Genomic DNA, 20830 nt, shown 5'->3' with positions numbered 1-20830 from the left:
CCCGCGCCTTCCATTAACTGTCACGCCGGACATGTTGTGGTAAGTCCGTCCCGGGCGGAATCGACCGGCTTCCGCGTACTCTGCTGCGCATGCACAGACGGGTGATCGACGACCGCTTCGAGTTGGTGGAACGACTCGGCGGCGGAGGCATGGGCCTGGTGTGGCGGGCCTGGGACACCGCACTCCACCGCGAGGTCGCGCTCAAGGAGGTGCGTCCGCCCGACCCCGGTCTCGACGAGCACGACCCGGCCGCCGCCCGCGAACTGCGCGCCCGGGTGCTGCGCGAAGCCCGCGCGCTCGCCCGCCTCAACCACCCGCACGTCGTGACCATCCACCACATCGTGGACTCCGGCGAGGACGCGTACCCGTGGCTCGTCATGGAGCTCGTCAGCGGCGGCTCGCTCCAGGACCGCCTCGCCCGCGGCCCCATGACGCCCGCCGAGACCGCCCGGCTGGGCCGCGAGCTGCTGTCCGCGCTGAACGCCGCGCACGCCGTCGGGATCCAGCACCGCGACGTCAAACCCGCCAACGTGCTGCTGCGCGCCGACGGCCGCTCCGTGCTCACCGACTTCGGCATCGCCGCCGTCAGGGAGTCGACGAGCCTGACGGCGACCGGCTCGTTCATCGGCTCGCCCGAGTACATCGCGCCCGAGCGCATCAACGGCCACGAAGGCGACCCCGCCTCCGACCTCTGGTCCCTCGGCATGCTCCTGTACGTCGCCGTCGAAGGCAGCCACCCGCTGCGCAGGAGCACCACGCTGGCGACGCTCGCCGCCGTGCTCAACCAGGAGGTGCCGCCGCCGGACCGGGCGGGCCCGCTCGTCCCTGTGCTGGCCGCGCTGCTGCACCGCGACCCGGCCGCCCGCCCGGACGCCGAGACCCTGGACCGCCTCCTCGCCCAGGCCGACACCGCCCCGTCCGCCCCCTACCTCCCGCCGTCCCAGCCCGGTCTCGCCCCGTCCTCCACCCCGGCCGGGCCGCACCCGCTCGAAGGCGACAACCACCCGACACCCGGGAACGCCCCCCACACGGGCCCCGGAAACGGCAGCCCCGCGACATCCGGGAGCGGCGGTCACCCTGCCTTCGGGAGCGGTGGGCACGCTGTGTCAGGGGGCGGCGGCCACCCCGCGTCCGGGAGTGGCGGCCATCCTCCCTTCGGGAGCGGCGGGCACGCCGGGGCAGGGAGCGGTGGGCACGCTGGGGCCGGGAGCGGCGGTCACGGGCCGGCGGGCGGTGGCGGCTACGGGGCGATGCCGCCCGGAGCGGCTGCGGGACCCGGTGGCCGGCAGCCGGGGCATCCCGGGCAGGCGGCGCACCTCGCGGGCGGCGTTGAACACGCGGGGCAGGCCGGGCATCCGGCGCAGGCAGGGCATCCCGGGCAGGCCGGATATTCCGGTTATGCCGGTTATCCAGCATCTCCGGCCTCCCCTGGCTCGCCAGGATCGACGGGGCCGTCCGGGTGGCCCGGGGCGCCGGGGCAGCCGGGCCGTCCAGGGGAGCCGTACTCCCAGCCGATGCCGAATCCCGCCCTGCGCTCCGCCACCACCGTCCACGGCCGGCGCCGCAGCGGGCGCAGGACCGGGACGGCCGTGGCGGCGGCCACCGTGGCGGTCGCGGCCGTCGCCGGCGTGCTCGTCTGGACGCTCGTCCCCAAGCTGCGCGGCGGCTCCGGCGGTGAGACGGATCTCCCCGTCATCCCGTCCGCCCACATCGGCGGCACCCCGCTCAACACCCCTGGGAAGGCCGCCGAGGACGACCCCGTCCCAGTGAGCCTCCTCACGCCCGCCGGCATGCGCGCCATGCTGGCCAAGCTCAAGCCCGTGATGGGCGGCAGCAGGATCACCAGCCTGACCGTCTACCCCGACTACGCCTCTGCCGAGGCCCCGGCCAAGGAGGACAAGAAGGGGTACGACAGGTTCTCGTACCGCGACGGCAAGGCCACCAAGGAGGGCCCCGGCGGCACGATCCACGGCCCGGTGGTGGACCTCGACAAGTACAACTGGGACGCCCTGCCCGCGCTGCTGCGCACGGCGGAGAAGAATCTCGGCGTCCGCAAGCCCACCAGCCGCTACCTGGTCATCAACCCCGCCTTCGAGTTCGGCGGCACCCACGAGACGCTCTTCGTGTACGTGAGCGACGCGTACCGCAGCGGCTACCTGGTGGCGAACGTCAAAGGCAAGATCATTCGCCGCCAGCCCGCCTGACGTCGCCCCCCGGGGCAGGCGGGCTCAGACGCGGGCCGCGGTCGTCGGCGCGGCGGCGGGGACGGGGCTGCGCCTGATCAGGGTGGCGAGCAGGAGCAGGAGCGCCGACTGCCCGAGCATGCCGGGCGCGAGCGGCGGCGCGGGGCCGACCGCCTTGGTGAAGGCGTACCACCGCCGGGTGAGCGCGGACAGGCCGTCCCAGGTCGCGGCGTACGCCTGGTCGAGCGGCCCGGCGTCGAAGTTCGCGGCGACGTGGGCGTACACGCCGAACGCGGAGGCGAGCAGCACGACCAGGGCGATCACCCGGACCCCGGCGGCCAGCGGGGGCGCGTCCCCGGCCGCCGCGAGGACGACCGCGACGGCGAGGAGCCCGAGCGCGCCCCACGGGACGAGCTGCTCCAGGCTCCGCCAGTGCTGCTCGGTGGTCAGTTCGAAGGCGGTTGCGAGGACGCCCACACCGGTCAGCGCCACCAGCCCGCGCCGTACGAGCACCGGGGTCATGGCGTCAGCGCCGATACGATCTCGTTGACGGTCTCCTCACCCGGGTTGTACTTGGCGAGGTTGTCGCGCAGCGAGGTGAGGTTCGCGTCGCCCGCGGCGTAGGGACGGTACTCGATCACCTCGTGCGCCCACCGGTCGGCGTTGTCCACGCCGGCCGCCTTCAGCGCGGCGGCGATCTCGCTCTCGCTCGCGGTGTTCGCCGATACCTTCCCCGACTGCGCCGCGCCACCGGACGCGCCCGCCGCGCTGGTCGCCGCGGTGCCGCCTCCGGTCGCCGCGTCGCCCCCGGACGCCCCGCACGCCGTCACCGAGACGCCCGCCAGGAGCGCCACCGCCGCCACCTTCACCTTCACTGCTCTCACGATGACCCGACTCTCCGTATCCCTGCCAGACGCCCTCATCCTCCGCGCGAACCCTGAGAACCCCCTCTGCCCCACATGAAGGGACGCTGAGAAACGGACGGCGGCGAGGAAATGATGGGCTCGGTCGGCACATAGGCATAGGTGTTCGTATTTGTGCTGAGAAGGAGGCCGGGCATGGGAAGCGCCCGTGAGTGACGAGCGCCTGGCCAGGTTCGAGGCCGTCTACCAGGAGACGTACGGCCGGGTCACCGCGTACGCCGCCCGCCGCTGCGCGTCGCCGCAGGACGCGGCGGACGTCGTGGCGGAGACGTTCACGGTGGCCTGGCGCCGCGTGGACGAGCTGCCGTACGGGGAGGAAGCACTGCCCTGGCTCTACGCGGTGGCCCGCAGGGTGCTGGCCAACCACCACCGCGGCGAGTCTCGGCGACGGGCGCGCACGGCCGAGCTGGACGCCGAGCTGGCCGACCTGTACGCGCGCTCGCCGGAGGCGGAAGCCGAGGCCGCCGCCGTCGCGCAGGTCTTCGCGACCCTGTCCGACGACGACAGGGAACTGCTCGCGCTGGTGGCCTGGGAGGAACTGGACCGCCCGCAGATCGCCGCCGCGATGGGGCTGTCACGCAACGCCGTACGCATCAGGTTGCACCGCGCCCGCAGCCGTTTCGCGCGGGCGCTGGAGGAGGCGGGGGTCCGCCACACGCAGGGGAACCGGCTGGTTCCGGTGAAGGAGCGGCTGTCATGAGGACTGACGGGAACAGAGGCAGGCGCGCCGGCGCGACCGGCGAGCGGGGGATCGACGCCGTGATGAGGGCGCTGGCCAGGGTCGAGCCCGGCGGCTCGGGGGCGGACCCGTCCGGCGCGGGGGCCCGGACGCTGCTCGCCGCCATCACGGCCCACCAGCCGACAGCAGACGGGGCCACGGCCGGGGCGCCGGGTGCGGCGGGAAGGCGGCGGGACCGGCGCCGGCGCAGGCTCGCGCTCGGCCTGGCCGCCGTGACCGTGCTGACCGCCGCACTGGTGGTGGGGCCCAGCCTGGTGGGCGGCGGCGGCGCGGGCAGCGCCTCCTACGCCGTCACGAAGAGCTCGGACGGCATCGTGACCATCGAGGTACGCGACTTCCGTGACGCGCCGAAACTGCAGCAGCGGCTGCGCGAGCTGAATGTCCCCGCGATCGTGGACCACGTGCCCGAAGGCATGGTGTGCCAGGGGGAGAGGGGTGAGCACGTCGCCGACGTCCCCCGGGGCCTGTACCACGCGCCGTCGAACATCCCCGGAGAGCCGGACGGCTGGCGGATGCGGATCGACACCCGGCTGTTCAAGCCGGGTCAGACCTTCGTCTGGCAGATCACCGACCTGGCCGACGGCGGCAGCAGCACGAGCACCATCCTCATGCGGGACCCGGTGGCGCCGTGCGTGCTCGCCCCTGAGCCGCTCAGGACGCTCGGCGACCGGCTCCCGGCGGCCACCCGGGAGGGCGGCTCGCTGTCGGGTTAGCGGGTGGAGGGCAGGACCGTCGCGGAGGTGCCGCCCGACACCAGGAACCCGGTCCTCCCCCCCCGGAGGACCACGAGTAGCACGGACGATCCGGGACCGGGGCGCGACAGCCGTCGGCAGTCGCCGGCCGGGGTCACCCGTCGAGGTGGATGTCCGGGTCCAGGGTGCCTTTGTAGTGGTCGGCGAAGATCTTCGCGACCAGCCCGCCCCGGGTGGACACTTCGACCTTCTCGAAGACCTGCTTCAGATAGCCCCTCACCGTGTGGGTGGACAGGCAGAGCGTGGCCGCGATCTCCGATGTGGTCAGGCCGTTCGCGACCAGCCGGGTGACCTGCTGCTCCCTGCGTCCGAGCCGGTAGGCCCTCGCGATGAGCGGGGCGATGTCGGCGGCCTTGGCGGGCTCGATCACCAGGGCGGTCCTGGGGGCGGCGGCCTCTGGTCCGCGTAGCGGGAAGCCATGGATCGTCAGCCAGCGGCCGCGTACGAGCAGCCGGGCCCGTGCAGGGCCGGTGTCGCGGCCCGCCGCGACGGCGCGCGCCTTGTTCAGGACCGTGCGCAGCTCGGCGGGCAGGTCCAGGAGCGGCGGCGGGGCATCGCGGCCGCCGCCGTTCAGGAGGGTCAGGTGCGGGGTGGCTGGGGCGTCGCCGTTCAGGAGGGTCAGGCCCGGGGTGGCTGGGGCGTCGCCGTTCAGGCGGGTGAGCGGCAGGTCCCGCAGCCACTCCTCCGCGGCCTCGTTGTACGACTCCAGCACCCCCGCCCCGTCGAACGTGAGCAGCCCCGGCACGTCGGGCACCCTGCCCACCGGGTCGGGCCGCAGCAGCGCCGCGCGTCTGAAGGCTTCGGCGACGGGCGCGGACAGGTCGGCCAGCACCCGCTCCTCGGCCACGCTGAACGGCCGACCGCCTTCAGCACGCCACAGGCAGGCGTACCCCCACACCTCGCCGCCGGTTCTGAACACGCAGCGCAGCTCGTCGCCGAGCCCGAGCGGCCGGTTGAGCGTGTGGTACCTGGAGCTGCGCGCCGGATGGCCGCCGGTGGCGCGGTACAGCGACGCGGCCGGCGACGTCCTGCGCGCCAGCGCGCGGAAGTGGTTGACGTCCTCGACGAAGAACTCCGCCTCCCAGTACCTGTCGCAGGCCTCGCCCGAGCCGAGGTTCTCCAGGCGGGACGGCGAGGTGGCGAGCATGGTGAGCGGGTCGGCCGCCGCCCAGAACGAGGCGTCGAAGGGGACGATCTCCCTCAGCAGGCGGGTGAGCTCGTCCAGGAGGGCGTTGTCGGCGATGCGCGTCCGGGTCGTCCGGTGGATCCGTTCGAGGACGCGCGGCGCCGGTGCGGTACCGAGGGGCAGCTCCACTGCCTGAGCATGAACGTCCCGGAACGTTTAGACAACCCCTCATATGAGGGGATTTTTCGACCGCTGTCCCCTGCAGTCGCGGGGTCCCGCCGCCCAGCCGCACCGCGCATGCTGAGGATCACGCACCCGGACGCGCCACCTCGCAGGAGGAGTACATGCACCGTTCCACACGTCGTCTGCTCAGCCTGTCCACTGCCTGCGCGGCGGTCATAGCAGGCATGACGGGCGTCGCCGTGCCCGCCTCCGGCGCCGCCGTCACCGCCTTCGACCCCCCGGAGTCCTGGGGGCCCCTCTACTCCCGCCCCTTCGACCTCTCAGGCAACCGCGCCATGGCCCGTGGCCGGTACGTCCTCGACGAGGAGTTCGGCGACGAGCTCACCGTCACGGCGAAGCTGTACGACCGCAACTCCCCGACCCACCTGTGCGCATACCTCGAACTCGCCTACGAGTACGACGACGAGGACGAGAAGATCTTCTCGCGCAGGAAGTGCGACCCCGACGGCTACCAGGGCTTCCGCCGCGTCGACAGCAGCCCCGACATCCCCACGTCGGTCTCGGCCCGCGTCTGCTACTGGGACGTGAAGGCCGGCAGCAAGAGGTTCTGCGGCAAGTGGACGTACATCTACGGCGACGACGAGGAGGAGTAGCGGCTCCCGCCAGGGGACGCCGGGCGCCCCCGACGCGCGGCGCGTGTCGTCAGAGGCACATCCAGCAGTAGAGCAGCTGGTCCGCCTGCCTGGCGCGCCTGGCCAGGGCGACGAGGGCGCGGGCGACGGGCAGCAGGTCACCGGGGTCGAGGTGCCAGGCCGCGAACTCCTCGATCAGCGCCCAACGCGCGGCCAGGTCGGGCAGTCGCCCGTCGTCCACCCCGGCCAGGACGTCACGCACGGACGCCCCCAGCTCCACGATCGCGCCGCCGTCCAGGTAGGGGGAGTCCTCCGGCAGGGCGTCCCACTCCTCCGCGGTCCTGGGCGCGCCCTCCGGCGGCGGGTGGAGCATCGCCATCGGGACGAGATCCACCGTCCAGGGGACGCCCTGGACGAGCGCGACGAACTGGCCGAGAACGACAATCGGGTCGATGCCCTTGGCCTCCACGGCGTCGAACGGAGGCAGGCCCGGCCCGTGGCCGCCTCCCGCGCGTCCCACATCGGGCTCGACCAGCGCCGCCGCACGGCCGCCTGCCCGGTAGTAGTCGTACAGGGCCCCCATGCGTGGCTCCAGTGCCATGATCGTCAACGTCCGGCACCACAGTAGAGGGTTCGCGCGCACGTACGAAAGGGGCGGCGCCACCGGTGCCGGGGCGTGTTCCGTGCCGCAGAGTGGTGCTATGCCGAGCACACTCAGGGCGTTGCGGGCGGAGGCGCCGCTCGTGGCCGCGGTCGTGGCCGTCACCGTCGCCGGCACCGTGCTGATCGCGCGCGAGTCGTCCCCAGGCCCCCTGCCGCTGTGGACCGGGCTGCTGCTCCTGACCGCGACGTCCCTGCCGCTGCTGGCCCGGCGCACGGCCCCGGCGGCGACGGTGGCGGCCGTGGTGCTCGGAGCGCTGCTCTACCAGGCGCTCGACTTCCCCGGCGGCGCGGCCACCGTCCCACCCGCGATCGCCCTGTTCAGCGCGATGGCGGCGGGCCGCAGGCGCGCCGCGCTGGCCGGCGGCGTGGCCTGGCCGGCCGGCACGCTGCTCCTCGGCTGGTTCGGGCTGCGTCCCCCCGGCCTGCAGGGCGCCGTGTGGTTCCTGTTATGGGTGGCGGCGACCCTCGTCCTCGGCGAGATGTCGCGCAACCGCCGCGAGCAACTGGCGGCCGAGCGCGAACGGGTGGCGCAGGTCCAGCGGGCGCAGCAGGAGGAGGCCAGGCGGCGGGTGACGGAGGAGCGGCTGCGCATCGCCAGAGAGCTGCACGACGTGCTCGCCCACAGCGTCTCCGTCGTGAACCTGCGGGCGGGCGTCGCGGAGCATCTCATCGACCGTGATCCGGAGCAGGCGCGGGCCGCTCTCGGCGACATCAGGAAGGTGACGAAGGAGGCCCTGGTCGAGCTGCGCGGCCTGCTGGGCGTGCTGCGCGCCGTCGACGGAGACGGAGACGGAGACGGAGACGGAGACGGCGACGCCGACGGTGACGGTGACGTGGGCGGCGGCATGGACCGCCTTCCCGAACTGGTGCGCAGAGCCGCGAACGGCGGCCTCGACGTCGTGCTCACCCTGCCCGACGACCACCGAGAGCTGCCGAGGAGCGTGGACCTCGCCGTCTATCGCATCGTCCAGGAGGCGCTGACCAATATCATCAAGCACGCCGGCGCCGCCCGCGCCCAGGTGACGGTGCGCCGCGACGGCGGCGACCTGCTGATCGAGGTCCGCGACGACGGCGCGGGCCCGCCCCAGGGCGGGCCGCCGCGCGAAGGGAACGGGCTGGTGGGCATGCGGGAACGGGCGGTCTCGCTCGGCGGCGCGTTCGGCGTGGGCCCCGGGCCGGACGGCGGCTTCGAGGTGTGGGCGAGGCTGCCCGTGAGGAGCGTGGCGCTGTGATCACCGTGGTGCTGGCCGACGACCAGCCGTTGATCAGGGCGGGCCTGCGGGCGCTGCTTCACTTCGAGAGCGACATCGAGGTGGTCGGGGAGGCGGCCGACGGCCTGCGCGCGCTGGAACTGGCCGCGACGCTGAAGCCCGACGTCGTGATCATGGACGTGCGCATGCCGGAGATCGACGGCATCGAGGCCACCCGCCGCATCGCGGGGAACCCGGCCCTGGACGACGTCCGGGTGATCATCCTGACCACCTTCGAGCTCGACGAGTACGTTTTCCAGGGGCTGCGTGCGGGCGCCAGCGGCTTCCTCGTCAAGGACACCGAGCCGGCGGTGCTGCTGCAGGCCATCAGGGTGGTCGCGGAGGGCGACGCGCTGCTCACGCCGGGGGTGACCAGGCGCCTGATCGACGAGTACGCGGCCATCCCGGTGGACGGCCCCGCCTCCCCCGAACTGGACCTGCTCACCGCCCGCGAGCGCGAGGTCGTCACCCTGGTGGCGGCCGGGCTGTCGAACCAGGGGATCGCCGAACGCATGGGCATCACGCAGGCCACCGCCAAGACCCACGCCAGCCGGGCGATGATCAAGCTCGGCGCCAGGGACCGGGCGCAGCTCGTGGTGATCGCGTACGAGTCGGGCCTGGTCACGCCACGCAGACGCCCCTGAACATCGCCTGGCGGGCGGCGCCGCGGGTCGCCGGGTGGCTTCTACGTCCGCTGGCGTAGCCGGGGCGCGCCCGCTGCGTCGGAGACGGTAGGCCGAGAACCGTTCCCGAGGCGGACGCCCGCCGCCACCCCCGCTGACACGCTGGTGGCCATGGACAGCCTCCTCCTGTCGAGACTGCAGTTCGCCACCACCACGTCGATCCACTTCCTCTTCGTCACGCTGACCCTCGGGCTGGTGCTGTTCGTGGCCGGCATGCAGACGGCGTACACGATCACCGGCAACCCGGTCCACCGCCGGATGACCGCGTTCTGGGGCAAGGTCTACGTGGTCAACTACGCGCTCGGCATCGTCACGGGGCTGGTCATGGAGTTCCAGTTCGGGCTGAACTGGAGCGGCCTGTCGAAGGTCACGGGCAACGTGTTCGGCGTGCCCGTGGCCCTGGAGACGCTGGTGGCCTTCTTCGCCGAAGCCACCTTCCTCGGTATGTGGATCTTCGGCTGGGACCGCCTGCGCAAAGGCGTCCACCTGGCGCTGATCTGGCTGGTCGCGATCACCGCGTACGCGTCGGCCTTCTGGATCATGGTGGCGAACTCCTTCCTGCAGCATCCCGTCGGGTACGAGCTGCGCGACGGGCAGGCGTACCTGACCGACTTCGGCGCGCTGCTCACCAACACCAGCCTGATCGACGCGCTGTCGCACGTCGTGTCGGCGGCCGTCCTCGCCGGCGCGCTGTTCGTCGCCGGGATCAGCGCCTGGCACCTCGTCAGACGCACAGGGGAGACGGAGGTCTTCGGCCGTTCGCTGCGGTCGGGGCTGGTGCTCGCGCCCGTCGGCGCGTTCTCCGTCGTCCACTTCGGGTTCCTGCAGGAGGTCGTGATCGAGCGGAACCAGCCGGCCAAGCTCGCCCAGATGTACGACGAGCCGGCGCGGATCGCCGCCGCGCAGGAACTCCTGGGCCGGCAGTTCGGGCCGGGCGACCTCATGCCGCCGTCCTGGATCGCCGTGCCGTACCAGATCATGATGACCAGCGGGTTCGTGATGGTGATCGTCACGCTCGTCTGCCTGCCGCTGCTCTTCCGCGGGTGGGTGGTACGGCTGCGGGTGCCGTTGTACGTGCTGACGGCCCTCGTGCCGCTGCCGTTCGTCTCGGCCGTCGCGGGGTGGCTGGTACGTGAGGTCGGCCGCCAGCCGTGGACCGTCTACGGCCTGCTCACCACGGACCAGGCCGTGTCGGACCTGCCGCCTGGCGCGGTGCTGCTGTCGTTCGCCACGTTCACGACGGTCCTCGGCGGGCTGGCGGTCGTGGACTACCTGCTGATCGCGCGGGTGGTGCGCCGGGGCCCGGACGACCGGCTCTTCGGCGCCACCCTGGAGCCGCCCTCGGCCGAGACCGTCGCCACCCCCGGATTCTGAAGGAGCAGACCGTGAGCCTGCTGTGTGCGATCCTGCCGGCCCTGCTGTTCGCCGGCTACTTCGTGGCCGACGGCTTCGACATCGGCGCGGGCCTGCTGCTGCGCCGTCTCGGCCGCGACGAGCGCGGACGCCGTGCCGTCCTCACCTCGATCGGGCCGTTCTTCCTGGGCAACGAGGTGTGGCTGGTCGCCGTCGGGGGTCTGCTCGCCGCCGTCCTGCCGCTGCTGAAGGACCGCGTCCTCGGCGGGCTGTACCTCCTCGTCGTGGCCGGTCTGCTCATCTGGGTGGTGCGCGACGCCGCCCTCTGGTTCCGCAGCCGCAGGCCGTCGGCGCGCTGGCGGCGCCGCTGGGACGGCGTGCTGGCAGGGGTCAGCACGCTGTTCGCCGGGTTCTGGGGCGTGCTCGTCGGAGTGCTGCTTGCGGGCGCGCCGCCCCTGGCCGGTCGCTGGGTCGTCGCCGCGGGCAACGGGGCGCTGTGGGCCGCGGTCATGGTCCTGCTGTTCGCCACGCACGGCGCCGCCTTCCTCGCCGCGAGGCTGCCGGAGGACCTCGCCAGCCGGGCCGCCGACACCGCCGCCCGGCTCGCCGGGCCCGCCGCCACGCTGCTCGCGCCGGCCGTCGTCGTCCAGCTCCTCATGACCGTCCCCAGGCAGGCGGGCCCCCTGGTGGCCACCGCCCTGCTCGGGCTGCTGGCCGTGGCCGCGCTTCGCGCCGCTCCCCGGGCCCTGTCCAAGGGGAGGCACGGCAGGGCGGGCGCGGCGAGCGCGTTCGCGGTGGCCGCGCCCGCGCTGCTCGTCGGCGTCCGGCTGGCCGCCGACCCGGCCACCGCCACCGCTGACCCGGCCACCCTGAGCCTGCTCGGCGGCTTCCTCATCGTCCTGGTCCCGCTGCTCGGGGCGATGCAGTGGTGGATGTGGCGAACGTTCATGGGCAGGGTGGGCGCCGGGACGCCGGTGTTCTTCTGACCGGCCGCGGGCCGCACCCCTGGCCGCGCTCCTGGCCGCGTTCCTGGCCGCGCTGGTCGGCGGGCCGGGCGCGCCCGCCGGCGGCCGTCAGCCGTGAAGCAGGTCGAGGACGTGCGGCCAGGCGGCGGCTCCCAGCTCGGCGTCGGCGACGGCGTCACCTCCGTACAGGAACCGGGGCGACGCGGAGGCCGGGCCCTCGCCCGGGAAACGCGGACGATGCCCGGCTTCGGACCGGCTGATCAGCCGCACTGCGCGGCCGACACCGCGGCGTCGCTCGGCCCTGCCGAACCACCGGATCGCCGGCGCGGTCATCCCCTCACGCGCGAGGAGCCGACCCGCCGCCCCTGGCTGAGGCTTGAGGCGCCGTCGGTACAGTCACGCCCGTGACCGTCGTACGCTCCCTGCTGCTGTTCCTGCCGGCTGCCCTGGCCGAGATCGGGGGAGCGTGGCTGGTCTGGCAGGGCGGGAGCAGCATGTACGCCCCCCGCGGCTGACCCGACAGGCGTGGCGGACCTCGCACGTGAAAACCGGGTGAGCCTCCGATTCCGCGAGTGGGATGATCCGGGCCATGGCGAAGGGGACGATTCTCAAGGATCTGAAGAAAGCAAGGCGCTGCGGCAAGCCGATGAGAGTCAGCCGGGCGATCGACGGCGCCGACCGGCTCGACGCCTACGTGGTCGGCGTCGGCGCCAAGTGGGTGCTGCTGCACACCATCTCCGACCAGATCCATCTCGACGGCTACTCGGCGGTACGCCTCCGCGACATCGACCAGGCCGCGCGCTCGGGTTGGAAAGGCTCTGCCATGACCCATCGTGCTCTCACCTTGCGCGGGGAGCGCTTCCAGCCTCTGCCGGAGATCGACCTGGACTCGACCAGGGGACTGATCAGCTCGCTGACCAGGGCGTTTCCTCTCCTGTCCGTCCACCTTGAGAAGATCGACCCCCACGTCTGCCACATCGGCCGGGCGCGGGGGATCACCAGGAGGAAGCGGCTGCGCCTGCAGACGATCGGACCCGCGGCCGACTGGGCATCCACGTGCTGTACGAACAGGACAGCGGACATCACGCGGTTCGACGTCGGCGGCGGATACCTCGACGCCCTCCAGACAGTCGGCGGATATCCACCGGAAGGTTGATCGCAGGCGGTTCGCGCCGGCCGTCCTACGGCCGGCGACGGGCGAACAGGATGCCCGCGGGCGAGCCTTCTTCCGAGCTGAGGGTCATCTGCGCCTCGACGGTGAATCCGGAGTCTTCCAGCCAGGTCGCGACCTGCGCGGGCCGGCGCCGGTGAACGTGGACCTTCATGGGACGGCCGCCGTACCCCTGTGTCTTCAGCCGGGAGCCGTCGCCGACGTGGAAGCCGAGCAGCAGCGGGCCACCAGGACGCAGCACCCGCCGGAACTGCGTGAAGACCTCGCCGACCTCCCCGTCGGGGACGTGGATCAGCGAGTACCACGCGACCAGGCCGGCCACGGACGCGTCGGTGAGGGGAAGGTCCGTCATGGATCCGACCTCGAACCGGATGCCCGGATGGTCGCGCCGGGCCACCTCGATCATCCCGGCGGAGAGATCGACGCCGAAGGCCTCGACCCCGCGCTGACGCAGGTGAGCGGTGACATGTCCCGGCCCGCACCCCACATCCGCGACCGGTCCTCCACCGGAGGCCCGCACCAGGTCGGCGAACAAGGCGAACACCGCCCGTACGTACGGAGCCTCGTCCAGGAAGCCGCGCACCAGGTCGGCGTAGCTCTCGGCGACGGCGTCGTAGGAGGCGCGGGTGTCGGCCAACCAGTCTTCGGTGTTCACGCCGGGACACCGTAGCGCGACGATCAGGGCGGCGGCGGGTCAGTGTGGCGACGGTACGACGGACAGTTCCGCCGTGTAGGCGTCGGGCGGGGCTCCCAGCACCCAGAGGATCATCGCGGCGAGCGTCCGCGGCCGGATGCACAGTTCGGGGTCGTACGGGCGGCCGAAGGCGGCCCTGACCTCGCCCAGCAGGTCGGTCGCCGTCGGGCCCGGATACACCGTGGTGACGCGTACCCCGAAGGGCGCCTCCTCCTCCCGTACCGAGTCGGCCAGCTCGCGCAGCGCCGCCTTGCTGCCGGCGAAGGCTGACCAGCGGGCGACCCCGGTCGTCCCCGGCGCGGCGTTGACGAAGATCACGTGACCGCGGGAGCGCCGTAGGGCGGGTAACGCCAGCCGGGTCAGTTCGGCGGCGGAGGCCACGTTCACCGCCAGCGTGCGCCGCCACGTCTCGGGGTCGGCGTCGGCGACGGCCGCGACGGGGGAGATCGCCGCGCAGTGCACCAGCGCCTGCACATCCTCCAGCGCCTCCGCGTGCTCCGGCGCTCCCATCACGCCGGCGAGCGCCGCGGGCTCGGCGAGATCCGCCTCGATCCCCTGGACGTTCAGCCGCCCGACGTCGCGCCCCACGGCGGTCACGCGGTGCCCGGCCTCCACCAGGGCGTCGACCAGTGCCACCCCGATCCCTCCGGTGGCCCCGGTCACCAGCACGTGTCCCATGACGGCTCCCATCCTCGGCCCCGCATCGCCTGGCCCACCAGCGCGATCATCTCCGGGGCGACCACGCCGCGTTGCGACTAAATTAACGTAAAGACTTTTTGGGGAAAGCGCACGCCGGCTCGATTCGGGCCAGTTCGGCGTTCTCCTGGAAGAGCGGCGTTGCCGGATATTCCTGTGGAGGGCCGTATGGCTGACGTGGACGTATGGATGTACGAGCTGTCGAGCGTCGAAGGCAAACAGCAGCGGGTGACGGTTCACCTGCATGGAGGGCAGTCGCTCAAGGGGGCCGTCGTCCAACTGGACCGTACGCGCAACACCGTTGTTCTCGACGAGTACGCGCATGGTTCCGCTTCGACGCGACACGCATCCCCTGTGCACACGATCCTGTTGACGGCGATCCAGGCTGTCACGATCCACCAGGAGGAGTAGGCGGGCGCACTCGACGGCACTCGACGGCTCAGGCGGGGTCGCCTGGTTCCCTGGCGCCCACCACGCCGGTGGACGGTCTTGAGCGCGGCGTCTCGGAAAGTGTGCTAGGTTGGGTGGCGTTGCAGTTGTGGTACCCATAGAGACTTTGTGCGCGCCCGGCAGAGTATTATTCGGGCGCGTTTTGTTTTGCCGGTCATTTCCGGATGGGCTCATTGCGGCGACACGGGTTCCGTACGGTGCGGATTCCGTTCCTCTGCGCATATCTGAAGGAGATCGACATGGCAACCGGAACCGTGAAGTGGTTCAACTCGGAAAAGGGCTTCGGCTTCATTGCTCAGGACGGCGGCGGCGCCGACGTCTTCGCTCACTACTCCAACATCGTCTCCAACGGTGGCTACCGTGAGCTGACCGAGGGCCAGAAGGTGGCCTTCGACGTCGTCCAGGGCCAGAAGGGCCCGCAGGCGGAGAACATCGTCCCCGCCTGACGCGCGCGTCTTAGATCCGGGCCTGCTCCACATCCGTGGGGCAGGCCCGGACCTGTTCTCCGACCGGTTGACGCGCCGCTTCACGCGGTTCCCGTCCACCGTCCGCGGCGCTACCTGAGCGCCTCCACCGGCTCCATCCTGGCCGCCCGCAGGGCCGGATAGAGCCCGGCCAGCAGTCCCACCACGGCCCCCGCGACCGGGGCCGCGACCGCCAGCCGCAGGTCCAGGAGAGGCGTCCACTGCTTGGCGGCCGACACCGCGACGACGGTGACGACGCCCAGGGCGGCGCCGATCACGCCGCCCGTGAGGCCGATCAGCGTCGACTCCAGCAGGAACTGGGCCGCGATGTGGCGTCTGGCGGCGCCGAGCGAGCGGCGCAGGCCGATCTCCGGTACGCGTTCCATCACCGTGACCAGCGTGACGTTCGCGATGCCGACCGCGCCGACGACGAGCGAGACCAGGCCGAGGATCAGGAAGAGCGCGTTGACGTCGTCCTCCGCCTGGTCGCGTGCCCTCGTCGGGCTGGGCGGCGCGACCACCTGCAGCATGTCGCCGTTCCCGGGGCTGAGCGCGGTGGGCGCCTGACGCGCGATCAGCCCGGCGGCGCCCAGGCTGGTGTTGACCAGCACCCTGGTGACGTCCCGCAACCCGAACTGCCTGCCCACGGTGGGCGGCACCAGCACGGCGCTGCTCAGGTCGCGCTCGCGGCGCAGGTCGCCCAGGATCCCGATGACCGTGTACGCGTGCTCGCCGATGAAGATCGCCGGCGCCCGGTCGAGCCGGGTGACGCCGAGCAGTTCGGCGGCCTGTTCGCCGATCACCGCCACCCGGTCGTGCCGCCGGACGTGGCCGAGGTCGTAGAACCTGCCCCGCACCATCCTGCCGCGCGCCGCCTCGGGCAGCCCGGTCGTCGCGGCCAGCACGGTCAGCGACTGCGCGGTGACCCGCGTCGGGTCGACGAGGTCGTTGGAGCGCACCGACACGTTCGCGCCGTCCTTCGACTCGGACACCGCCGCCGCCGACTCGACGCCGCGCAGCCTGGTCAGCCGGTCGATCGCGTCCCACTCGACAAGGGGCGCGTTCGGCGATTCCGGCACCCCGACCGTGATGGCCGTGGCCACCAGCTCGTCGAAGCGGCCGACGATCTGGTTGCCCGCGGTGGCGGCCACGCCGAGCGTGACGACCAGCGTGGTGATGCCGAGCACCGTCCCGAGCGTCGTGAGCGCGGAGCGCACCGGCCTGGCGAGCATGCCGGCCACGGACTCCTCGATCAGGTCGCGTACGTGCATGTCACTCCTCCACCAGCACGCCGTCGGTGATCCGCACCCGCCGCGCGGCCCGCTCGGCGACCTCCTGCTCGTGGGTGATGACCACGATCGTCAGGCCTTGCCGCCGCAGCTCGTCGAACAGGTCCAGCACCGCCTCGGTGTTGCGGCTGTCGAGATTGCCCGTGGGCTCGTCGCACAGCAGCAGCGACGGATCGCCCATGAGGGCCCTCGCGATGGCGGCGCGCTGGCGTTCGCCCCCGGACAGCCGGCCGGGCAGGAATCCCGTCCGATGGCTGAGGCGGACTCGTTCCAGCGCCGCCAGGGCCCTCTCCCGCCTGCCCGCGCGCCCGCTCTTCCTGTAGACCTCGGCGAGCATGACGTTCTCCACCACGCTGCGGTGGGAGAGCAGGTGGAAGGCCTGGAAGACGAAGCCGATCCGGTCGCCGCGCAACCTGGTCCTGGCCCCGTCGCGCAGGGTCGTGGTCTCGGTGCCGTCCAGGCGGTAGCTGCCGGAGCTGGGACGGTCGAGGAGGCCCAGCACGTTCAGGAGCGTGGACTTGCCGGAGCCCGACGGGCCCAGGACGGCCACGTAGTCGCCCCTGCCGACCCGGAGCGTGACGCGGTCGAGCGCCCGGACCGGGGGTTGTGCGGGAAACTCCCTGACGACGTCCACCAGCGAGATCACCGCCTGAGGCCCTTGCTCAGACACTTCCTCAGGCGCCGCCTCAGGCACCTCCTCAGGCACCGCTGACCACCACCCGGTCGCCTTCCTTGAGCGCGCCCGTGACACCGGTGACCTCGACGTTCCCGTCTGCGGTCAGGCCCGTGCGCACCTCGACCTCCCTGGTCCTGTCGGTGGCGTACTCCACCTGCACGCGCGCCCTGCCGTCGGCCGCGGTGACGACGGCCGCCACGGGCACCACCAGCACCGGCTCCTCGGTCGCGCCCACCGTCACCCGTGCCGTCACCGCGGTCCCGGCCTTGAGCCCCTTCATCGAGGCGGGTGTGAGCAGGACCGGCTGCGCCCCGTTCGGCGGCGCCTCGGCGCCGGGCGTCCTGGCCTGGTCGCCGACGGCGGTGAGCGTCGCCTTGTACGTCTTGCCGCTGTCGAGCTCGATGCTCGCCGCCATGCCCACCCGCAGCAGGTCGGACTCCGTCGCCTCGACCGACCCGGTCACCGCGAACGCGGAGCCGGTCACCGTGGCGATCTCTTTCTCGACCTGCTGGCCCGGCTTCACCGAGACCTTCTCCACCCGCGCCGGCAGCTTCGGCAGGAACACCACCTCGCCGGGCGGGATGGAGGTCCCGTACGTACGCGCGAACTCGGCCAGCATCTCCTTGGCCGCCGCCACGTCCTTCCGGGCGCCGGCCACCTTGAGCCTGGTGGGGGAGAGCTGCCTGGCCTGGCGCAGCGCCTGCTCGGCCATGGCCTTCGCCTCCTTCGCGGTACGCGCCGTCTTGCGTAGCTCCTCGATCCGCTTGCTCCTGGCCTGCCGTGCCTCCTCCATCGCCCGGTCCCGCGCCTCCTGGGCCGCCGCCAGATCGGCTCTGGCGTTGTCGACCCGCATCTCCAGCAGGCTCGTGTCAGCGGAGGAGGTGGGCCGGGGCACGGCGGTGGGCTGGGGGGTGGCGGTGGCCGCCGGCGTGGGCGGGTTCCTGGCCGCGTCCAGCTCCTGCTCGGCCTGCGCGAGCCTTTCCTCCGCCGCGCGCACGGCGGCGTCCGCCGCCGCCAGCTTGCCCTCGTCCTCGGGCGTCAGCTCCTGGGACTCGGCCTCCCCGAGCGCCCGCTCGGCCGCCGCCAGGTCCGCCTTGGCGTTGGCGAGCTTCATCTTCAGCGGCCGCACGTCGAGCCCCTGGTCCAGGTTCTTCTGCTCGGTCGCCAGGGTCTCCTGGGCGGTCTGTACGGCCTTGCGTAACGTGTCGTACTGCTGCCGGTCGGTCAGTGTGGGCTGCTGGGCCTCGTATCCCTTCTTGGCGTACATCCGGGTGACCGCCGCGATCGTGGCCCGGTCGAAGACGCCCGTCACGGGAGCGCCGTACCCCAGCCGCCGCAGCGCCCGCTGGAGCTGCCGGACGTCGTCCCCCTTCGCACCGGGGGCGATGGTCCGGTGCATCGGGACGGAACCGCGAAGCGCGAACACCGGACGGCCGTTGACCTCCATCAGCACCGCGCCTTCCCTCAGCCTGCCCGGCCGCGGCGCCCGGGTGGCCCGCTGCGTCTCGGACGTGCCGCCGACCACGCCGGCCAGGCTGATCGGCAGCGGCGAACCGTACTCCAGGGTGCCGCTGACCACGATGGTGCTGACCAGCTTGCGGCGCTCGACGGCGGCGGTGACGAGGGAGGCCGGGGGCGCGGCCCGCCGGGCCGCCTCGTCGGCGGGGGAGCGCAGGCGCGTGCTCACGGCCCACCCCGCCCCGGCGGCGAGCACGACGCCGGCGATGACGCCGGTGAGGAGTCTGCGTGGTCTCATTCACATGCCGTACTGCTCGTCGACCCGCTCCCTGATCGCGGTCTCCTTCGGCAGGTAGGCGGGGTAGAAGTCCTTGCCGCATTCCAGGTCGTCGAGAGCCGCCTTGATCTCCTTGGTCAGGTACGGCTTGGCCTGCTCCGGGGTGAGCGTCGGCGCGTAGATCATCGGCACCTCGTCCTCCTTCGGCGGAGGAGCGACGTCGGGCACGTCGTCGAACTGCGCCCTGCCCAGCTTGTCCTCCTGGGCGGAGAACTCCTTATAGCCTCGGTCTCCCATGGCCATGGGCGTGGTGTCCGCGATCGCGTAGCCCTTGCCCTTCAGGCAGGTGGCCATGGCGGTGGCGAGCTCCACCAACTGGGGGTCGCTGTTGACCGTGGTCCTGACGGCCCGGTTCGAGGCCTTGCTCGCCTCGCCGAAGTAGTCGGCGCCCGGCTTCAGCTGCAGGCCGAAGACCTGGTTGGCCGACGTGACCTCACATGAGTCCATCGCCTTGCGGAACGCCTGACTCTGCGCCTTGGAGAGCGAGGACTGGATCTTGAAATTGGGGTTGACCTGGCCGGGGTCGTCCGGCTTGACCTGGGGGTTCCCCAGCTCCTTCGGGTAGACGTGGATGGCGAAAACGCCGAACCCGTACTTTTCGCGATATTTCTTCATCGCTTGGTAATCGCCCGCCATGCGGCGGCGCCCCTCGTCGGTGCCCTTCGGCTCCGGACGCACGTACGGGATGTACTTGAAGCCCTTCTGCTTCATGCAGTCGGCCTTGGCCGATTCGAACTGGTGCTTCTTGTCCTTGGCCGCCGCCGCCCCGGGCGAGGGCGAGGCGGCGGTCTCCGCGGCGCCCCCGCAGCCGCAGAGGACGGCCAGGGCCAGCAACGCGGTAGGCAGCGTCTTCCTCGTCATGGCGGACGACCATACTCCGTTTAACGAAGTATGGTCAATCCAGACAATGCCGCCGCTGCCGGAAAGGCGCGCAGGCGGCCCCGAGGGCCAGCACGGCCAGCACGGCCCAGTAGGCCAGGTGCTGCCTGGTCAGTTCCTCGGCGTGCAGGGTCAGCTCGACGGACGTCACCAGCAGGTAGATGCCCGACGCCAACGCCCACCGGGGGTCGCGCGCCAGGTAACACGCCGCGGCGGCCAGCCCCAACGCCGCCGCCTCCACCGCCAGCCTGCTCAGACTGAGCGGGAACGTCCTGTCGTCCTCCATCCACGCGGGACCCGCCCACGCGACGGCCACGGCGGCCCCGTACCACCACCACGACCGGACCCGTGGCGCCTCCCGCCTCCTCGACGCCAGCACCAGCAACCCGAGCAGCACCACCGCGTACTGCGAGGCCACGGCGAAGGGGCTGCTGACCGCGAACAGGGGGCGGTCGGAGAGGAACGACGGGTCCACCGGCAGCAGCGTCACGTCGAACACCTGCCGGCCGTCCGCCATCGCGACCGCCTTAAGGCCGGTGACGAGCGAGAGCGGTAACGCCGCCAGCACCCGGCCGCGCAGGACGGCCAGCAGCGCCAGCGCCGACAGCAGCGTCCACAGCGGCATGGCGCCCACGTACGGGAGCAGCGCGGCCAGGTTCGCCGCCGCCACCGCCGTGACGCCCAGGTGCAGGCCGTCCGCCCACGCGCTGCCCGTCGCCTGGTGGGCGATGCGGCTCCGCACGCCGCCCGTCAGCAGGCCCCACGCCTCCCTGGGCGCCGGGACCGTCCTGCCGGGGCCGGCCGACTCCAGCAGGACGTCGAGCAGCTCGTCACCGTGCGCCGCGCGGTACTTCCTCGGATACGCGAGCAGCAGCCTGCGGTAGCGGCGTTCGAGGACGGTCGTCGGCGAGGGTGTGGCGGTGGTCATGTGCTGGGGTGCAGCACGAGCTGGGCGGCCTCGTGCATGCGCCTGGCCTCGGCCTCCACCAGAGCCTGACCCTCATCCGTGATCCGGAAGTAGCGCCGGTTGCGGCCGTTGACCGTCTCCTCCCTGTCCACGGCGATCACGCCCCGCTCGTTGAGGCGCTCCAGGATGCCGTACAGGGTGCCGACCGACGGCTGGACCCGGCCTCCCGACAGCTCCTTGACCGACTTGCTGATCGCGTGGCCGTGCAGCGGGCCGGCGCGTAGGGCGGCGAGCACGAAGTACATCGGCTCGCTGACTTCAGAGGTTCCCCTGGGCATGCGCCGACATTATTCCGTT

The 20830-nt window shown here is 72.3% G+C and carries 24 protein-coding genes and 1 pseudogene; 12 read left to right on the top strand and 13 right to left on the bottom strand.

What is annotated here, in order from left to right:
- Window positions 1–89: 89 nt before the first annotated feature.
- Window positions 90–2204 (top strand): protein kinase domain-containing protein, encoded by a 2115-nt coding sequence (locus tag BMX74_RS46440; RefSeq protein WP_305728690.1) that lies wholly within the window; start codon window positions 90–92, stop codon window positions 2202–2204.
- Window positions 2205–2228: 24 nt separating this feature from the next.
- Here BMX74_RS46440 and BMX74_RS40815 read toward each other — a convergent pair whose 3' ends face one another.
- Window positions 2229–2705 carry a hypothetical protein gene (locus BMX74_RS40815; RefSeq protein WP_091105792.1) on the bottom strand — a complete coding sequence of 159 codons (477 nt, stop codon included), beginning with the start codon at window positions 2703–2705 and terminating at the stop codon, window positions 2229–2231.
- On the bottom strand, window positions 2702–3067 hold the full coding sequence (locus tag BMX74_RS40810; protein ID WP_091105791.1) for a hypothetical protein: 366 nt from the start codon (window positions 3065–3067) through the stop codon (window positions 2702–2704). Before BMX74_RS40810 ends, BMX74_RS40815 begins: the two co-directional genes overlap by 4 nt.
- Before the next feature lie 187 nt (window positions 3068–3254).
- Between BMX74_RS40810 and BMX74_RS40805 the strand changes: the two genes are divergently transcribed.
- Window positions 3255–3806, top strand: a complete 552-nt coding sequence (locus BMX74_RS40805) for an RNA polymerase sigma factor (protein ID WP_091105789.1) — start codon at window positions 3255–3257, stop codon at window positions 3804–3806.
- Window positions 3803–4558: a hypothetical protein gene (locus BMX74_RS40800; RefSeq protein ID WP_091105788.1), complete on the top strand. Its 756-nt coding sequence runs from the start codon at window positions 3803–3805 to the stop codon at window positions 4556–4558. The genes BMX74_RS40805 and BMX74_RS40800 overlap by 4 nt, the downstream gene beginning before the upstream one ends.
- A gap of 133 nt (window positions 4559–4691) precedes the next feature.
- On the opposite strand, the gene BMX74_RS40795 is transcribed toward BMX74_RS40800, so the two are convergent.
- Entirely contained in the window at window positions 4692–5912 is a 1221-nt protein-coding gene (locus tag BMX74_RS40795) for a helix-turn-helix transcriptional regulator (RefSeq protein ID WP_091105786.1), read from the bottom strand.
- A 155-nt stretch (window positions 5913–6067) separates the two neighbouring features.
- Between BMX74_RS40795 and BMX74_RS40790 the strand changes: the two genes are divergently transcribed.
- Window positions 6068–6559 carry a hypothetical protein gene (locus BMX74_RS40790; protein WP_143078945.1) on the top strand — a complete coding sequence of 164 codons (492 nt, stop codon included), beginning with the start codon at window positions 6068–6070 and terminating at the stop codon, window positions 6557–6559.
- A gap of 49 nt (window positions 6560–6608) precedes the next feature.
- On the opposite strand, the gene BMX74_RS40785 is transcribed toward BMX74_RS40790, so the two are convergent.
- Window positions 6609–7139: a hypothetical protein gene (locus BMX74_RS40785; RefSeq protein ID WP_143078944.1), complete on the bottom strand. Its 531-nt coding sequence runs from the start codon at window positions 7137–7139 to the stop codon at window positions 6609–6611.
- A 100-nt stretch (window positions 7140–7239) separates the two neighbouring features.
- Here BMX74_RS40785 and BMX74_RS40780 point away from each other — a divergent pair, with 100 nt between their 5' ends.
- The 4 genes from BMX74_RS40780 to BMX74_RS40765 all read left to right on the top strand — a co-directional run bounded on the left by BMX74_RS40780 (window position 7240) and on the right by BMX74_RS40765 (window position 11473).
- The gene (locus BMX74_RS40780) at window positions 7240–8433 is read left to right on the top strand and encodes a sensor histidine kinase (protein WP_143078943.1); all 1194 of its coding nucleotides are present in this window, start codon (window positions 7240–7242) and stop codon (window positions 8431–8433) included.
- Window positions 8430–9095, top strand: coding sequence for a response regulator (locus BMX74_RS40775; protein ID WP_055509300.1), 666 nt, complete (start codon window positions 8430–8432; stop codon window positions 9093–9095). The genes BMX74_RS40780 and BMX74_RS40775 overlap by 4 nt, the downstream gene beginning before the upstream one ends.
- Window positions 9096–9245: 150 nt before the next feature.
- Window positions 9246–10508 (top strand): cytochrome ubiquinol oxidase subunit I, encoded by a 1263-nt coding sequence (locus tag BMX74_RS40770; protein ID WP_091105805.1) that lies wholly within the window; start codon window positions 9246–9248, stop codon window positions 10506–10508.
- Window positions 10509–10519: 11 nt separating this feature from the next.
- Window positions 10520–11473 carry a cytochrome d ubiquinol oxidase subunit II gene (locus BMX74_RS40765; protein WP_177227705.1) on the top strand — a complete coding sequence of 318 codons (954 nt, stop codon included), beginning with the start codon at window positions 10520–10522 and terminating at the stop codon, window positions 11471–11473.
- A gap of 87 nt (window positions 11474–11560) precedes the next feature.
- On the opposite strand, the gene BMX74_RS40760 is transcribed toward BMX74_RS40765, so the two are convergent.
- Entirely contained in the window at window positions 11561–11785 is a 225-nt protein-coding gene (locus BMX74_RS40760) for a hypothetical protein (RefSeq protein WP_055509303.1), read from the bottom strand.
- 71 nt (window positions 11786–11856) lie between these two features.
- On the opposite strand from BMX74_RS40760, the pseudogene BMX74_RS46825 reads away from it, so the two are divergent.
- Together BMX74_RS46825 and BMX74_RS40750 are read left to right on the top strand one after the other, a co-directional pair.
- Window positions 11857–11937: pseudogene (locus BMX74_RS46825) on the top strand (YnfA family protein); the annotation flags it as partial.
- Between the two features lie 104 nt (window positions 11938–12041).
- Entirely contained in the window at window positions 12042–12608 is a 567-nt protein-coding gene (locus tag BMX74_RS40750; protein WP_143078942.1) for a hypothetical protein, read from the top strand.
- Window positions 12609–12633: 25 nt separating this feature from the next.
- Here BMX74_RS40750 and BMX74_RS40745 read toward each other — a convergent pair whose 3' ends face one another.
- Both BMX74_RS40745 and BMX74_RS40740 read right to left on the bottom strand, forming a co-directional pair.
- The gene (locus BMX74_RS40745; RefSeq protein ID WP_091105780.1) at window positions 12634–13278 is read right to left on the bottom strand and encodes a class I SAM-dependent DNA methyltransferase; all 645 of its coding nucleotides are present in this window, start codon (window positions 13276–13278) and stop codon (window positions 12634–12636) included.
- 39 nt (window positions 13279–13317) lie between these two features.
- Window positions 13318–13995 (bottom strand): SDR family NAD(P)-dependent oxidoreductase, encoded by a 678-nt coding sequence (locus BMX74_RS40740; RefSeq protein ID WP_091105778.1) that lies wholly within the window; start codon window positions 13993–13995, stop codon window positions 13318–13320.
- 186 nt (window positions 13996–14181) lie between these two features.
- On the opposite strand from BMX74_RS40740, the gene BMX74_RS40735 reads away from it, so the two are divergent.
- Together BMX74_RS40735 and BMX74_RS40730 are read left to right on the top strand one after the other, a co-directional pair.
- Entirely contained in the window at window positions 14182–14424 is a 243-nt protein-coding gene (locus BMX74_RS40735; protein WP_055509310.1) for a hypothetical protein, read from the top strand.
- A 278-nt stretch (window positions 14425–14702) separates the two neighbouring features.
- A complete protein-coding gene (locus tag BMX74_RS40730; protein WP_055509312.1) occupies window positions 14703–14909 on the top strand; it encodes a cold-shock protein in 207 nt (68 codons plus the stop codon).
- Between the two features lie 110 nt (window positions 14910–15019).
- On the opposite strand, the gene BMX74_RS40725 is transcribed toward BMX74_RS40730, so the two are convergent.
- The 6 genes from BMX74_RS40725 to BMX74_RS40700 are packed head-to-tail and all read right to left on the bottom strand — an operon-like array spanning window position 15020 to window position 20811.
- Window positions 15020–16198 carry an ABC transporter permease gene (locus tag BMX74_RS40725; RefSeq protein WP_091105777.1) on the bottom strand — a complete coding sequence of 393 codons (1179 nt, stop codon included), beginning with the start codon at window positions 16196–16198 and terminating at the stop codon, window positions 15020–15022.
- A gap of 1 nt (window position 16199) precedes the next feature.
- Window positions 16200–16862 (bottom strand): ABC transporter ATP-binding protein, encoded by a 663-nt coding sequence (locus tag BMX74_RS40720; RefSeq protein ID WP_236715136.1) that lies wholly within the window; start codon window positions 16860–16862, stop codon window positions 16200–16202.
- Between the two features lie 52 nt (window positions 16863–16914).
- Window positions 16915–18648, bottom strand: coding sequence for a peptidoglycan-binding protein (locus BMX74_RS40715; RefSeq protein WP_091105773.1), 1734 nt, complete (start codon window positions 18646–18648; stop codon window positions 16915–16917).
- Window positions 18649–19548, bottom strand: a complete 900-nt coding sequence (locus tag BMX74_RS40710; protein ID WP_143078941.1) for a hypothetical protein — start codon at window positions 19546–19548, stop codon at window positions 18649–18651.
- Between the two features lie 34 nt (window positions 19549–19582).
- Window positions 19583–20494 carry a hypothetical protein gene (locus tag BMX74_RS40705; RefSeq protein WP_091105770.1) on the bottom strand — a complete coding sequence of 304 codons (912 nt, stop codon included), beginning with the start codon at window positions 20492–20494 and terminating at the stop codon, window positions 19583–19585.
- A complete protein-coding gene (locus tag BMX74_RS40700; protein ID WP_055509324.1) occupies window positions 20491–20811 on the bottom strand; it encodes a PadR family transcriptional regulator in 321 nt (106 codons plus the stop codon). The genes BMX74_RS40705 and BMX74_RS40700 overlap by 4 nt, the downstream gene beginning before the upstream one ends.
- Window positions 20812–20830 lie beyond the last annotated feature (19 nt).

The sequence above is a fragment of the Nonomuraea pusilla genome (assembly GCF_900109355.1).
GTDB classification, from domain to species: Bacteria; Actinomycetota; Actinomycetes; order Streptosporangiales; family Streptosporangiaceae; genus Nonomuraea; species Nonomuraea pusilla.
This window is presented reverse-complemented; position numbering and strand designations above follow the sequence as displayed.